At 60.5% G+C, this 13,226-nt stretch carries 18 protein-coding genes; 12 read left to right on the top strand and 6 right to left on the bottom strand.

Going from position 1 to position 13,226, the window contains the following annotated elements; genetic code table 11:
- Genes A3E77_RS16080 through A3E77_RS16070 form a run of 3 tightly spaced genes read right to left on the bottom strand, consistent with a single transcriptional unit; the run spans position 1 to position 5,772 of the window.
- Positions 1-3,045, bottom strand: coding sequence for a type I restriction endonuclease subunit R (locus A3E77_RS16080; protein ID WP_293647791.1), 3,045 nt, complete (start codon positions 3,043-3,045; stop codon positions 1-3).
- Complete coding sequence (locus A3E77_RS16075; protein ID WP_293647790.1) at positions 3,042-4,283, bottom strand: restriction endonuclease subunit S; 1,242 nt, start codon at positions 4,281-4,283, stop codon at positions 3,042-3,044. Before A3E77_RS16075 ends, A3E77_RS16080 begins: the two co-directional genes overlap by 4 nt.
- Positions 4,273-5,772 carry a type I restriction-modification system subunit M gene (locus A3E77_RS16070; RefSeq protein ID WP_293647789.1) on the bottom strand — a complete coding sequence of 500 codons (1,500 nt, stop codon included), beginning with the start codon at positions 5,770-5,772 and terminating at the stop codon, positions 4,273-4,275. Before A3E77_RS16070 ends, A3E77_RS16075 begins: the two co-directional genes overlap by 11 nt.
- Before the next feature lie 262 nt (positions 5,773-6,034).
- Here A3E77_RS16070 and A3E77_RS16065 point away from each other — a divergent pair, with 262 nt between their 5' ends.
- Complete coding sequence (locus tag A3E77_RS16065) at positions 6,035-6,373, top strand: hypothetical protein (RefSeq protein ID WP_293647788.1); 339 nt, start codon at positions 6,035-6,037, stop codon at positions 6,371-6,373.
- A gap of 326 nt (positions 6,374-6,699) precedes the next feature.
- Here A3E77_RS16065 and A3E77_RS16060 read toward each other — a convergent pair whose 3' ends face one another.
- Entirely contained in the window at positions 6,700-6,921 is a 222-nt protein-coding gene (locus A3E77_RS16060) for a helix-turn-helix domain-containing protein (RefSeq protein WP_293647787.1), read from the bottom strand.
- Between the two features lie 223 nt (positions 6,922-7,144).
- Between A3E77_RS16060 and A3E77_RS16055 the strand changes: the two genes are divergently transcribed.
- Together A3E77_RS16055 and A3E77_RS16050 are read left to right on the top strand one after the other, a co-directional pair.
- Positions 7,145-7,645 carry a hypothetical protein gene (locus tag A3E77_RS16055; protein ID WP_293647786.1) on the top strand — a complete coding sequence of 167 codons (501 nt, stop codon included), beginning with the start codon at positions 7,145-7,147 and terminating at the stop codon, positions 7,643-7,645.
- A gap of 104 nt (positions 7,646-7,749) precedes the next feature.
- Positions 7,750-7,938 carry a hypothetical protein gene (locus A3E77_RS16050; RefSeq protein ID WP_293647785.1) on the top strand — a complete coding sequence of 63 codons (189 nt, stop codon included), beginning with the start codon at positions 7,750-7,752 and terminating at the stop codon, positions 7,936-7,938.
- Between the two features lie 307 nt (positions 7,939-8,245).
- On the opposite strand, the gene A3E77_RS16045 is transcribed toward A3E77_RS16050, so the two are convergent.
- Positions 8,246-8,896 carry an SOS response-associated peptidase gene (locus A3E77_RS16045; protein WP_293647784.1) on the bottom strand — a complete coding sequence of 217 codons (651 nt, stop codon included), beginning with the start codon at positions 8,894-8,896 and terminating at the stop codon, positions 8,246-8,248.
- A 97-nt stretch (positions 8,897-8,993) separates the two neighbouring features.
- On the opposite strand from A3E77_RS16045, the gene A3E77_RS16040 reads away from it, so the two are divergent.
- The 3 genes from A3E77_RS16040 to A3E77_RS16030 all read left to right on the top strand — a co-directional run bounded on the left by A3E77_RS16040 (position 8,994) and on the right by A3E77_RS16030 (position 10,710).
- Positions 8,994-9,338: a hypothetical protein gene (locus A3E77_RS16040; protein ID WP_293647783.1), complete on the top strand. Its 345-nt coding sequence runs from the start codon at positions 8,994-8,996 to the stop codon at positions 9,336-9,338.
- A 35-nt stretch (positions 9,339-9,373) separates the two neighbouring features.
- Positions 9,374-9,613: a hypothetical protein gene (locus A3E77_RS16035; protein WP_293647782.1), complete on the top strand. Its 240-nt coding sequence runs from the start codon at positions 9,374-9,376 to the stop codon at positions 9,611-9,613.
- Between the two features lie 317 nt (positions 9,614-9,930).
- Positions 9,931-10,710 (top strand): KilA-N domain-containing protein, encoded by a 780-nt coding sequence (locus A3E77_RS16030; RefSeq protein WP_293647781.1) that lies wholly within the window; start codon positions 9,931-9,933, stop codon positions 10,708-10,710.
- Positions 10,711-10,758: 48 nt separating this feature from the next.
- Here A3E77_RS16030 and A3E77_RS16025 read toward each other — a convergent pair whose 3' ends face one another.
- Positions 10,759-11,070 carry a hypothetical protein gene (locus A3E77_RS16025; RefSeq protein ID WP_293647780.1) on the bottom strand — a complete coding sequence of 104 codons (312 nt, stop codon included), beginning with the start codon at positions 11,068-11,070 and terminating at the stop codon, positions 10,759-10,761.
- Between the two features lie 63 nt (positions 11,071-11,133).
- On the opposite strand from A3E77_RS16025, the gene A3E77_RS16020 reads away from it, so the two are divergent.
- The 6 genes from A3E77_RS16020 to A3E77_RS15995 all read left to right on the top strand — a co-directional run bounded on the left by A3E77_RS16020 (position 11,134) and on the right by A3E77_RS15995 (position 13,078).
- Positions 11,134-11,472, top strand: a complete 339-nt coding sequence (locus tag A3E77_RS16020) for a hypothetical protein (protein ID WP_293647779.1) — start codon at positions 11,134-11,136, stop codon at positions 11,470-11,472.
- Positions 11,469-11,651 (top strand): hypothetical protein, encoded by a 183-nt coding sequence (locus A3E77_RS16015; protein ID WP_293647778.1) that lies wholly within the window; start codon positions 11,469-11,471, stop codon positions 11,649-11,651. Before A3E77_RS16020 ends, A3E77_RS16015 begins: the two co-directional genes overlap by 4 nt.
- Before the next feature lie 3 nt (positions 11,652-11,654).
- Entirely contained in the window at positions 11,655-11,963 is a 309-nt protein-coding gene (locus A3E77_RS16010) for a hypothetical protein (protein ID WP_293647777.1), read from the top strand.
- Position 11,964: 1 nt separating this feature from the next.
- Positions 11,965-12,231: a hypothetical protein gene (locus A3E77_RS16005; RefSeq protein ID WP_293647776.1), complete on the top strand. Its 267-nt coding sequence runs from the start codon at positions 11,965-11,967 to the stop codon at positions 12,229-12,231.
- Positions 12,228-12,662 (top strand): hypothetical protein, encoded by a 435-nt coding sequence (locus tag A3E77_RS16000; protein WP_293647775.1) that lies wholly within the window; start codon positions 12,228-12,230, stop codon positions 12,660-12,662. Before A3E77_RS16005 ends, A3E77_RS16000 begins: the two co-directional genes overlap by 4 nt.
- A gap of 125 nt (positions 12,663-12,787) precedes the next feature.
- Positions 12,788-13,078, top strand: a complete 291-nt coding sequence (locus A3E77_RS15995) for an excalibur calcium-binding domain-containing protein (protein WP_293647774.1) — start codon at positions 12,788-12,790, stop codon at positions 13,076-13,078.
- Positions 13,079-13,226: the final 148 nt, after the last annotated feature.

Here is a 13,226-nt window from a genome sequence, read left to right as displayed (position 1 = left end):
TCAGTGGCCATCCCCATAGGCGTGCACGGCGAAGTCATCGACCTTCTCGCGGATGGTCTGCGTCTCGCCGATGCCGTGCTCGGTCAGGATGCGGCGGACATCGCGGCGAAGCCTGCGCAAGTAATCGTCCATGTGGGTGAACGCGGGCTGCGTCCGTGCGGCGTCAGCATAGACTGCGCCGATGGCGATTGCCGCGTCCTGCAAGGTGCCATGGTCCCCGTCGGGCACAATGGCTTCGATGATGCGAAGGATCGAAAAGGCGTGCTCGTCCATGCCAAGTTCGGCGTGTGCGCCCTGCTCGGCCTGTATGTCGCCAGTCAGCCCCTCGAAGTCGCGCAGCCCATCAGCAGCGGCAAGCTGACCTTCCTCGAAGCGGCGGATGATCTCCAGCACCCGCTCAGAGAAGCGGGCATATTGCGCCGGGTTCTTGTCCACCAGTTCGCGGGTTGTCCGGCGAAGCTCGGCGGACTTGCGCACGAAGGCTTCCTGAAGCTCTGCCTCGGTCTTTTCGCCGGTGTCGAAGTCGTCAGCGAACTCGGGATCGGTAATGTTCCGCAGGCGGATGGTAGTTGAGAGGCCAGTCGCGTGGACGTGCTGCTCCAACATGTCCCTGATCTTGCCGGAGTAGCTTCGGTGATCGAGGCTTTCGTCCTTGCTGATAGCCTGTGTCGCCAATCGCAGGAACGCCGCTGCCCATTTCACCTCGACGGTGAAGTCCAGTATGGCCGGATCGGGTGACAGGTCGGCATATACTTTGATGAATGTCCGGGTGAGACGCTGTAAGTCGAACCAGTCATCCTCCTGCCCCTGTGTCAACAACGCGGCGGCGGCATAGGCAGCTTTCTTCTCATCCAACCCGTCCAGCTTCATTGCCCGCTTCTGCGCGCGATAACGGGCGTGGGCTTCCTTGAGGTCGTTCCGCAGGATGGCGATGTCGCGCATGGCGTGTTCGACATCCTCGGAACGGTAGGACTTCAGGGCCTCATCGAGATGGTTGGTGACGCCGATGTAATCGACAATCCGGCCATTGGGCTTTTCGATGGTGCCTCCATCGGCATCAGTGAAGGCGTGAGTGCGGTTGGTTCGGGCGATGGCTTGAAGCAGATTATGCTCCTTCAGCGACTTGTCGAGATACATGACATGCTCGATGGGCGCATCGAACCCGGTTAGCAGCTTATCGCACACGATCAGGAAGCTGGGCTGCGCGCCCCGCACCTTGAACCGCTTCTTCGCATCCTTCTCGGCCTCGTCGTCGAGATAGAACTCCTCCAGCCCGGCGCGCAGTGTTGCAATCTCCGGGTTCTCGCTCGGCTTGTTGTCCTCTTGGCTCTTGGAATAGACGCAAGCGATCATGGCGTCGGCCTGCGCTTGTGCCTCCCCGGCATCCATCCCGCCACGCTCCAGATCGGCGGCGATGACGGCGGACAGCGCGGCGCGGAAGAGGATCACCGCTTCCCGGTCCACGGCCACGATCTGCGCCTTGTAACCGTCTGGCTGGCACACCGCCTTGAAGTGCTCCCAGATGTCGAGCGCGATCAGGCGCACGCGCTCGGGGTGCTTGGCGATGGTGGCGAGCGTCAGGCCCTTGCGCTTCAGTTCCTCGCGCTTCTCGTCCGGCAGGTCCACGAACCAGCGGTCGAACAATATGTCGATCTCGGCCTCGTTGATCGCCCAATCGGTTTTGCGGCCTTCGTATAGGATCGGCACGGTCGCACCGTCGCGCACGGCATCGTCGATCCCGTATTTGTCGAGGTAGCCTTCGCCCGCGACGCTGAACCTGGCGTAGGTGTCCTTATCGGCCGATTTGATCGGGGTGCCGGTGAAGCCATAAAAATGGGCATCTGGCAGGTTCGCTTGCAGGAACGCGCCCAAATCCTTTTCCTGCGTGCGATGGCATTCGTCCACCAGCACGATCCAATTCTCTGAGTTCGGGATTGGGTCTTTCGATCCGGCGAACTTGAAGATCGTGGACAGCAGGATTTGCCCGTTGCCGCCTCGGTTCACCGCCTGGCGCAGTGCTGCCACCGATCCGCATTGGGTGGGGTTCGGCAGGCCGCAAGCGACAAAGGTCTTGCTGATCTGGTCGTCGAGGTCGATGCGGTCGGTCAGCACGAGGATATTGGGATTGGCGAGCGTGGGCGCGTCGAGGGTCAGGTGGGTTTTCAGCTTCAGGGCGAGAAATACCATCGTCAGGCTCTTGCCGCTGCCCTGCGTGTGCCAAATCAAGCCTTTGCGGTGCTTACCGTCCGCAACCCGTTGCACGGCTTTATTGACCGCGCGGAACTGCTGATAGCGACAGATCTTCTTGATCTTCCGGCCTGTCTCCGGGCTGATCTCGAACACGATGAAATGCGCCAGTAGGTCGAGCAGGCGCGACGGCTCGCATAGGCACCACAGGTCTTTGCCCAGAGCATCTGGGAAGTCGTCACGGCTGCGCGGCCATGCGTCAGGCCACGGGCCATAGAACTGCGCTGGCGCGCCGGTCGCGCCATATTCAGTGTGCATCCCGTCCGTCAGGATGTTGAACGCATTGGGATAGAACAGCCGTGGGATGTCCCGCTCATACTGGCGGATTTGTTCATGAGCCTCGTCGCCCGTGGCGGTGCGCTTGAGCGGCGACTTGGCCTCGATCACCACCAGCGGGATGCCGTTCACGAACAGCACGATGTCGGGGACGCGCGGGCGCTGCGCGGCAACGCGGAACTGGCTGGTAACGTGAAAGACGTTGCGGCTGGGGTTCTTGAAGTCGATCAGCGCAATCGGGCAGTCGCGGTTCTCACCGGTCAGGCGGCGGGAATAGCCGCCGCGCAGCTTGCGCTGCCACTCCTCATTGTCAGACAGGGTGGCAAGGTCGTTGTAGATCGCCTCGGCGTCCGCCTCGCCAATGCCATTGAGCCTCCGCAGCGCGTCGATCAACGCGCACCTGAGAATGACGCGGTTTTCCTCCTCGCGCATTGCCAGCGCCTGCGCCGGGGACAGCACCTGCCAGCCCATCGCCTCCAGCGCATCAAGCGCGGGCCTTTCGGCGAGGCGGTATTCACTCATGCAGGCACCCGCACGCGACCGGAGAGTAGCGTGGGCATCAACCCCGCTTTCGTCGATTGGAGCGCGGCAAGCTGGGCTTCCTCCACCCGCACAGGCCACCATGCAGCGTCCAGAACTTCGATAAGCCGGTCCTGCCGAGCAAGGTCTGGAACCGGCAGTTTCAGTTTCTTCATCTCGCCCACGTTGAAATGCTGTTGGGCCAGACCACCCTGTGCCCCCAAAATCTGACGGCGCGCGGTGCTGGAGTTAATGAAGTAAGCCGCGAAGTGGGGCCGAAGGTGGGGCTTCGGTCGGGAAAAAATGACGTCGATGCAGTTGAGCGGCGATGGTGCGTCATGCGGGATCACCGCAGTCTTACCCGGCTCTCCGGTGCGAATCGTCACCACGTCACCAGCCCGTAGCGATGACTTCCGGTTGAACTCGTGACCTTCAGGGGAAAGTTGGACAAGGCCCGAGAACTCAATCTGGTTACGCCTGATGTTGGTTGAACGAAGTGCGGGCACCCCGCCATCATCAACGTAGTAAGACGCGGGCTTTACCACGATGCCAACCTGCACCGTTTCGCAGGCCTCGCCATACGCGGTCACGCTATCGGCGCACTCGGAAATCTCACGCGCAAACAGTTCGTCGGCTAGATCATCGGTCGTCTGCCTAAGGTGCGAGCACAGGACAGACTGCGCCGCAATCGCCTCATCCACCGACCGCAGCACCTCGGCGATCCGCCGCTGCTCGTCGAGGGGTGGGAGAAGAATGGGCAGCAGCTTAGCCGTGCCCCGACTAAGTTCTTTGAACGTGCTCCCGCCCGCTGCGGCCACCAGATTGCTTCGTTGAGCGGTAAGCCAATAGAGCAGGAAGTAGGCGTCAAGCCCGTCGCCAGCCCGGAAGGTGATGAAACCCTGATTGGTGGCCATGGGCACATCATTGACGGCCACAAAGCCAATCGTGGCGCGCGAAGTCATCAAGACAGTGCCGGGGGGATTGAGCGTCAAAGAGCACTCTGCGAGCGACCTATCCGAGACCTTGGTCTCGGTGTCAGCAATCCGGCTAACCCCCACTGGCAGAGACGTGATGTCAGATGGGGTCGCCCAAGAAATCGCCGCATTTTCCCAAAAGGCTGGCTCGGCCCGTGATGGCGTCGTGCCGCCACTCAACGTCGCCACTTCACCAAGGCGGTAAGAACGCCAGCCATCCGGTAGCGCATCAGCTTCACGCTCCAGATCGGCCACGTCACCCGACATAGCCAAGCCTCTTTAGGTGCCCGAACATCACGGCTTCCGCTTCGTTGCGCTTGGCGATCAGGTCTTGCAACTTGACAACTTCCGCCGCGACATCGACCGCTTCGGCGTCCGCGCCGGTCTGGACATAGCGGCTGATGTTGAGGTTGTGGCCGTTGGCGGCGATCTCCTCGACCGGAACAACGCGGGCGAGCTTCTCGACATCGGCGAATGCATGAACAGCCTCGGCCAGCGTGCGAACATGACCGTCGGTCAGGAAATTCTGCGCCTTGCCCGGCTGGTAAGTGGCATCACCGTTGACGATCAGCACCTTGCCGCGACGGTCGGCTGCCTTTTTCTTTCGACACACTAGCAGGGCGGCAGGAATACCCGCTCCGTAGAACAGGTTGGGCGCTAGGCCCACGACCGCCTCGATCACGTCAGCGGCGAGCATGGCCTCTCTGATCCGCCCCTCGGCCCCGCCACGGAACAGGACACCATGCGGCACCACCACCGCCAGCATCCCGTCATCCTTCAGGCTGGCGAGCATGTGCTGGACAAAGGCGAGATCGCCATAGCCCTTGGGAGGGCAGCCATATTCATCGCGCCCGAACGGATCGCCATTCTGCCAGACATCGTGGCCCCAGACCTTTTCGCTGAACGGCGGGTTGGCGAGCACCCGGTCATATGCCCCGATGCCTTCCACGAACTCGCGCGCCTTCGGGTCATATCGCTTGGGGGACAAAATCGTGTCGCCCTTGGCGATGAAGGCATCATCGACATCATGTAGAAACAGGTTGATCTCGGCGATGCCCCATGTCGCGAAGTTCTTCTCCTGCCCATAGAGCGACAGGCTGCGCGCGTTTTCTCCCCTGTCCTTCAGAAATTGCACCGCCTCCAGCAACATCCCTGCCGAGCCGCAGGTTGGATCGTAAATCGACATTCCGGGGCGCGGTTCGAGTATCTCGATCATCAGCCGGACGATCTGGCGCGGGGTGTAGAACTCCCCGCCCTTCTTTCCCGCGCCTTCAGCGAACATCTTGATGAGGTAGAGATAGGCGTCGCCCAGCATGTCAGCTGGCACATCGGCATTGCGCAGCCGGTGCTTCTCGAAATGGGTGAGCAGTTTTTCCAGCAGGGCGTCGGAGAAACGGTTCTGATTGGCGAAGTCCACCGAACCGAACACGCCGCGCAACCGCAGGTTGGCATCTTCGATCGCTGCCAGCGCATTGTTGAGCCGCTGGCCGATCTGCGTCGATTGCTGGCGCACGGCATCCCAGCGGTGCTCTCCCGGAACGTGGAAACGGTGCTCATCTGGGTCGGCGGCCTCGGCTTTATCGCCGGTTTCAGCCAGCAGCGCCTCGTATTCCTCCTGCCACACGTCGCAGAGCCGTTTGTAGAACAGCAGGCCGAAGATGTATTGCTTGTAGTCCCCGGCATCGACCGTGCCGCGCAGAATGTCAGCAGCACCCCATAGGTGCCGTTCGAGTTCCTGTTGCGTCAATTTTCCCATTATTCCCCATCCGCCTGACCCGCCGCGATACGCGGTTCGATCGACTGGCCCGGCACTATCCCGATGTAACTGCGGACTGCAAGGCTGGCGACGGTCTCCCTTCCCCAAGCGTTTGCCCGCGTGCGGCATGCCCTCGAGGGGTCGGCCAGACGCCCGTATGCATTTGCCAACATTTGCCATTGGACATCTGACGAAGTCGCCGACAGTTGGTCCTCCTTCCAACGCTCCCGTCCCGGAGCTCCATCGCGAAGGAAAAGAAACAATGGTCAAACTCAGAAACCTCCAGCCGCTCACAATGCGCGGGCTCGAGATCGCCTATCGGTTTGAATGTGGCGCAGCGGATCAGTCCTTGGAGGAGTGGCTGCTGACCCTTCCCGACCAGGGAGCCCGCCTTGCCGCGTTGAGCGGCCTATTGGCCGACCCCGCTGTGTTTGAAGCCGTCACCGACCACGACGATGCCCAAGCACTCCGCATCGCCGTAGAGGTGATCGATACGGTCGCAAACCTATGCCGAGATGCTGAGCTGGACGTCGCTGACATTGTTGCTGGGTTGATGGGTGAGCCGGTGATCGAAAAGAAGGAGCGTTTGGAGACCGGGTGAGGCAAAGGCGCGACACTTGAATGTCTGTCCGAGTGGGAGATCAACAATGTGACCGTCGGGGCTTTGCTTGAAGCCCGCGCATCACGACAGCCTCGTTGCATTTTCGACCGCAGGTGGGGCCTCGACGGCCCCCGATCTCTCCCGCTCGCTCTGTCACTCCAACGCCGTAGATACGGCTGAGATCGCATCCTTGTATCGTGTGAATTGTGGACGTCCTAGACCAGAAAGCGCTTTATCACCCGGATCGCGCCAATCAGGCGGGCATCGGCGCACCCGACCCATCCACTTAGCTGTCGGCGCTGGTCAGTTTCGATCCGCCTCAAACGCTAATCAGTTTCGTCGATAATCTGCAATAAATCCAAGGGCTCCGCATCAAGCGGGCCGGTCAGTTCATGGAGCGTCAGCACGGTCGGGTTGCGCCGACCTCGCTCCAAGCCGCTGATGTATTGCTGACTTGCACCTGTCAGATCCGCCGCCTGCTCCTGCGTCAGCCCCTTGGACAGCCGGAGCCGTCTGAAGTTGAGTCCGACCTGAAGGCGCACGTCCATAGCGCACCCCTGCCGCACCATAGGGTTGAAATTTATCAACTATAGTATGTAACCGGACCCCGGTGATCTTCGCTCCTTCTGCTTCCGCGGAGGGGATCTCGCGTCGGGGGTAGAATCTATGGTAGAAAATTGTCCGGCTTGCGGTGCGGCAGCCAGTAGCTCCGACCAGTTATGCAAGCGCTGCGGGCAACGATTTGGATTGTCTTCCGACCATCCGCGAGGCGTGGGCGTTGACAGCGCGTCCCGAGCCATCGGCATCTTCGGAGGGATCGCCGTGCCGTTTTTCGGAGTCATGTTTCTACTCAGCCAGTGCGATCGCTCAAATGCGTCCCTGGATGATCCGGCGGTTCCTCCCATTAGTTTGGAGGATGATTTGAAAACCGCTAAGAATCGCCTCGATCACGCCACCGACGTTTGTAAGAATGGCGCTAGCGGCAGTGACCCGACCGGAAGATTTGCCGCAGCGGAAGTCGACATCGCAATGGCCGATAACATCGACAATGTGTCTCCAGAACAAGAGTGGCGCATCAGAAAGTCTATCGGGGCAGAAATGGGACTGGCGCCGTCCGAAGTCGATGGCTGGAAAGATATCTATCGTGGTCGCGCTGAACAGGCTCGAAAGCTGCTGAAAGAGCGCGATGATGCACTTCGACGAACACGAGTTGAACTATGTAATGCGATCCCTGACTTGCGGAAGCAATATGAAGAACTCGGTGGAAGGTAGCATTGCGGATATATCCGTCTCACTCGCAGCGACACCTTTGTCGCAGCTGGACGGGTCAAGGGCGGGTGCTCCCGACGGAAAGACCAAGGGCAGTCATCGGTATGATGGCAGAACGCACGAAGTCATCGCCTGACGACAACCAATTACGTGCCCAGCACCATGCCCCCGAAGCTCACGATTTTAACACATGGGCCGACCAACCGCAGCCTTATCCGCGCGCGTTATATTCGCTCAAGGAAAACGCCTCTGAAACTGAGAGCTTCACCGGACATTTACCGGCGCAGTATATGTGAGCACCAACCCCGCTGCATCAGCGACCCAATGCAGTGGGGCCAAACATTGCTTCAGTTCGCAGGTGCAGGTGTCGTTTCCGGCGACGCCGTCGGGATGACATTCGTCGGTGCGATCGGCACCGTCATTGCAGGAGCAGACGCTGGGACCGCGAGAGGTGCCGGAGCCGCATTTGCAAATGCCAGCTCAACATCTTCGTCGATGAAACCGCCGACGGTGCCACCCTTGGGTAAGACCGCGCTGGTCCCAGTGACGAAGAAGCCGGCGAGCGGCACGAGCGCTACCGACGCCACGCATCGCTCCGATCCGTTATAGCAGCGACGGTGTGTCCGCTGCTCTGGCTTTCGCTTTGAACCATGGTTCCGTCGTGCGATCGACGGTGAGCTTGCTCGCCGGGTATTTCCGCACCAACGCCATTGCCTCTTCGGCGGGGGCGCGCAGCCAAGCCTCATGCTCGTCGGGGTGCAGGATCACCGGCATTCGGTCGTGAATGTCGAAAAGCTCCTCGGTCGCATCGACCATGACGCCGGTATAGCAGTCGCCCCATTCGTCGGTCGGCCGCCATAGCCCTGCCCATGCAGCGGTCGGCTGATCGGCGACGCTGATCCATGTGCGCGTCATCTTGCCCTTCGGCCCCTCGGCTTCGGCGAATGCGGTGAAGGGGATGAGGCAGCGGTGTGCCGGCGTCGTGAACCAGTGCTTCCAGAACGGCGTCAGCAGCTTGTCGTCGCGGGCGTTGTTGACCGGCTTCGGTTTGCTGGTCGGCTTCATGCCTTTGAGGCGCACGGGAAAGCCCCATGTCATGGATTGCAGGACGCGGGCGCCTTCTTGCTCGTGGACGATCATGCCGGGATAACCAGGGTAGACGTCTTCGGCGATGTTATATTCGCGATCCGCCTTGGCCCCGAATAGGTCGGCCGTTTCCTGCACCATCGTTTTGTTGGTGTAGAGATTGCACATCGGTTTATGATGACCCGCTCAGCTACGGAGTCAACGGCGGTATGTGCCGCCTGCACCGGGGGAAATACCGGCATCAGCGATTGCCAGAAGGAGGGGTATGAAACGTTTGATGGTTCTTTTGGCCATAATGGTCGCGGGCTGCTCCAGCGCCAAAGACGAGGCGGCGAGCGCGACGCTCTACCGCAACTCTATTCTCGATCCGTCGATGCGAGTTCACTTCGCCTCGTTCAATGCGCCAGACAAGGCGCCCTTCAACATCGATAACTGCGAGATGGTTGCGCGCATCATGAACGCAAATGTTGACGCGTCCTCTGCGAAGGAAGGCAAACCGCGCAATCAATCGGCGGGTTTTTGGTGCGAGCGCGGCGATTTCAGTGAAGAGGGATCGGTGCCGCGGGCATTCGAAAGCGAGTTTCCGTCAGATAGCGCGCCGTATCGCTAACCGTGTCTCGATACTGCGGAGGAGGCGGATAAGACATGAAAAATAGATTAGGTTTGCTGGGCGTGCTGGCGCTTGCTTCGGGATGCAATTCCCCTAGCGTTATCAGCAACGAATTGATGCAAGAAATGTATCCTGACACGTTCCGCAGTGGCGATCCGCCATATCTGGAAAGGGATTTTGAGGCCGGTGCCGACTTTATTTGTGATGAGGTCAAGAATGAGATCGGCCGCGACCTATGTTCAGAACCCAGCATCAATTGGCGCCGTCCGCGATAGCAAGCTTAAGCCCTAGCCTCTCCGCTCTTGCGACCCTGGGCAGGCGGGTTTACCGCTCGACTCGTCGCAAAATCATGCCCGACTTTCCCTAGCTTTCGTCTCAAATAGTCTTCGGCTGTTCGCGGAACGTCTCGGCAACATGCGAGGACTTGCGCGGGTTTCGAATCGTGGTAAACAAAAAGCTTCGGAAGCGGGAACTTCCGAAGCTTTGTTCGTCACGGTCTGGTGGACCGAAACTGCGTTTTGTGTGGGGAGCCGTATGCATATAAGGGAAAGCGCCGTCAAGAGTCCGCCGGTCCATATAAAGGACCGTTTATATGACTACCCCCGATAATCGACGCGACATCGTTATCCGCGGCAAGGCTATCCGAGAGGATGGCGCCGGCAACATTCTACTCGATGACATTTGGACACTCGCCCAAGCCAAACAGACAAAGGCGCCCAAGTTCTGGCAAATGGGGCAAGCCGCTAAGGCGCTGATCAACGCTCTAAATTTTAAGGTAAGAAATTCCAACCTTAACGGTGACGGGGTTTGCGAGCCCATCTATGCGAAGCGCGGGCAAGGGCAGAAGGGGACGTATGCCCATCCTATCCTCGCCGCAGCCTATGCCGGATATCTCGATCCCAACCTTGAGATTGAGGTGCGCGAGGTTTGGCTTCGCTACCGCGCTGGCGATTCAACCCTTGCAGACGAAATTCTGCAACGGGCGTCGGCTGAAGCGAACAAATGGGCTGGCCTTCGCGCCCTCTCGCGGTCGCAGCGCAGCGGATATACCGATGTTTTGAAGGCGCATGGCGTGACCGGGAAGGAGGGATATATGGCCTGCACGGAAGCAGTCTATGTGCATTTGCTCGGCGGAAAGTCGTGGGAATTGCGTAACGCCCTCGGTTTGCCGAAGGGCGCCAACCTTCGCGACGCGGTCGGCATTGACAATCTTTCTTGGCTGATGGCTGCCGAAGCGCTCGCCGCCGATCGTATCGAAGATGAAGGCTGCACTGGCAACGATGAGTGCGCCGATGCAAGCGCGACGGCAGCCAGGGCGATCAAGAAAGCGATTGAAGATGACCGGCGTTCCCGAAAGCGCCGCGCCGCTTAAGAGCTAATCCCCGATAGCCCCGCCCTCCGGTGGGGTTTTTCGCGCGCCCTAACGGCGGCGGCGCAGCTGCCGCTTCCATTCGATGAGATCCGGCATCGGCAATTGCCGCGTGTGATTTTCATCGCATAACTCGAGCGCCGCGAGCGTTCGCTTCCGCTTCGCGGCATAGCATTGCAGGCACCGCATCCGCTTGCGCACCGCAGGCAGTTTGTCGTTCCATCCCTTCCGCTCGAACAAATACCAGAGCGCGTGCGGATCGAAGATGCCCACATTCCCGCACCCGCACGACACCTTGATCGTGCGATGCCGGACGGCTGCGTCGAACAGGTCCTGGATCGGGTTGGCGAGGTCTCGACTCATGCTGGACAAATGAGAACATTAGTGGAACATTTGCGCAATCGAGAATCGAGTCGGAGATGAAGGATGGACGTGCAGGCAAGGAGCTTTCGCGGCTTCAATATCGTGGGCCGGGGCGTGCCGCAGGAGACGGTCGATCGTGCCCGCGAAGAGGTCGAGGCCATATTGGAAAAGCATGGCGTCACAGCGGCGGAAATCGACGCCTTCACCCGCAGGCTGCCCGACATCGGGATGGGGGTGGATTTGCAGCGGTTCACCGCGGCGGACTGGCGGCGCTTCGGCGTTGATCCCAAGCTTGTTCGTGCGGATAAGCATGTTGGTGCTGCCCTGAATGCGGCGCTCAACAGCGCTCCTGCCCATCCGGGTCGGAGCCTTGGGTTCAAGGTCGAGACCGCGCACGCATGACTCCTCTGATCGGACATAATGGCCCTTCGGACGCCGACCGGATTGCCGACTATATCGAGGATCGCGCGCGCCGATACCGCGACCGCGCGGCGCGAACCGGCAACCCCGACCTGCTGACCCGCGCCACGACGGCCGACGCGATGGCTTCGGACGTTCGCGCCCGGCTTTATGAGAATTGAACGATGGCAACCGCTTTGACGATCTACGGCCAGGATCAATTGGCGGCCGACGTGCGGGCTGCTGCGCTCGAGGCCGCACATGCTGCTCTATCCCGCGAAGGGGTCACGGCAGCCGAGGCTGTAGCGGCCTATGGCGTCGATTTGCTGCTCGCGGAAGGCCTGTCCCTAGAAGAGCGGACCGACGCGCGCTTTCGGGAGCATGGCGCCAGCCTGCGCGCTGCTGAGGCCTACTGCGCAGCAAGAGAGGCTGCCGAGGCGGAAATCGCCCAGCGTGGCGCTCGGTTCGCCGTCCTATTCTCCGTGGCGAACTGACATGCGGCGCATCGATCGACAGGATTTGAAAGACAGCTTTTACATCAAGATCAAGACCATGCGCCAGGGGCGGCATGGTCGCGGGCGCCATCCAATTCCGGAACTGAAAGACGATCACACGGCTGGCCAACTCGCCGCCACGCTCGTCAATATTGTCGATGGCGATAGCCGCATGGTCGTCAGCACCGATGAAAAGCCCAACAGTTATGGCGTCTGCGGTCGCTGGGGCGTCGATGAGCCTTGGCCTGAGGGATGCGAGCCGAAATGATCGTTTCGTTCATCCTTGCGGCAATTGTCGTCCCTGCTGGCCAATCGTTCGATTGCACGCCGGTCGCCGTATGGGACGGCGACGGGCCGATCTGGTGCGCCGAAGGTCCGCATATTCGCCTCTCGGGCATCGCGGCGCGCGAAATGGACGGGTCGTGCCGTGCGGGCCACCCTTGCCCCGCCGCCGAACCCATAGCCGCGCGCGATCATCTCGTGAGGCTGCTCGGCAACCGCACCGGCACGCGGCCCACGGGTCATGTAGCGGTCGAGGGCCCGACGATGCGTTGCCGCTCGGCTGGCGGTGCCGGGGGCAATCGGACGGCCGCCTTTTGCACCTCGCCGCGGTCGGGCGACCTAAGCTGCGCGATGGTGCGCGACGGCTATGCGGCCCGTTGGGATCGCTATTGGCAGGGGCATCGGTGCCGTGACTGACCGCGCCATCGTCGCTTTAAGCATCGCGCTAGCTATTTTGGTTTTCGGAAGGATTGCATTTGCGGCGTGGGGGTGGATGTTCGGCTGAAGTAGCTCTTTAACCCGTTTATGGCAGTTTCCCGCCCATGGCTCAGAAGGGGCAAGATAACCTTGGCGCGCTGACCGTTGTGGCCATTATCGCGTTCTCACTCGGCAAATGCGTGAGCGAGGAACCGCGTGAGACGGCGCAAGAGAGAGCCAGCCACCTGTTTTCCGAGCCTGCCGACTTTGCTGCGGCGCCGAGCAGGGAATATGGCGGAACCTCATTCTCAAACTGCTCGGAAGCGCGAGCAGCCGGAGCGGCTCCAGTCTACGCAGATGAGCCAGGTTATGCACCACGGCTCGATCGAGACGGGGACGGAATTGGGTGCGAATAACGATGGCGGCCGCACGCTTGCAGTGAGATTCTCAAATACCGCTTAACCCGCCTTTATAGGTTCCCACTTGCGCCTTAATGACGATCAAGCTCGACCTAGCGCGTGGAACCTTCTGGCCCGCATTCGTTAAGTCGCCATTCGAACGGAA

The organism is Sphingopyxis sp. RIFCSPHIGHO2_12_FULL_65_19 (genome assembly GCF_001830555.1).
Lineage (GTDB): Bacteria > Pseudomonadota > Alphaproteobacteria > Sphingomonadales > Sphingomonadaceae > Sphingopyxis.
Note: the sequence above shows the minus strand (reverse complement) of the source record. Positions and strands in the feature narration are given on the sequence as shown.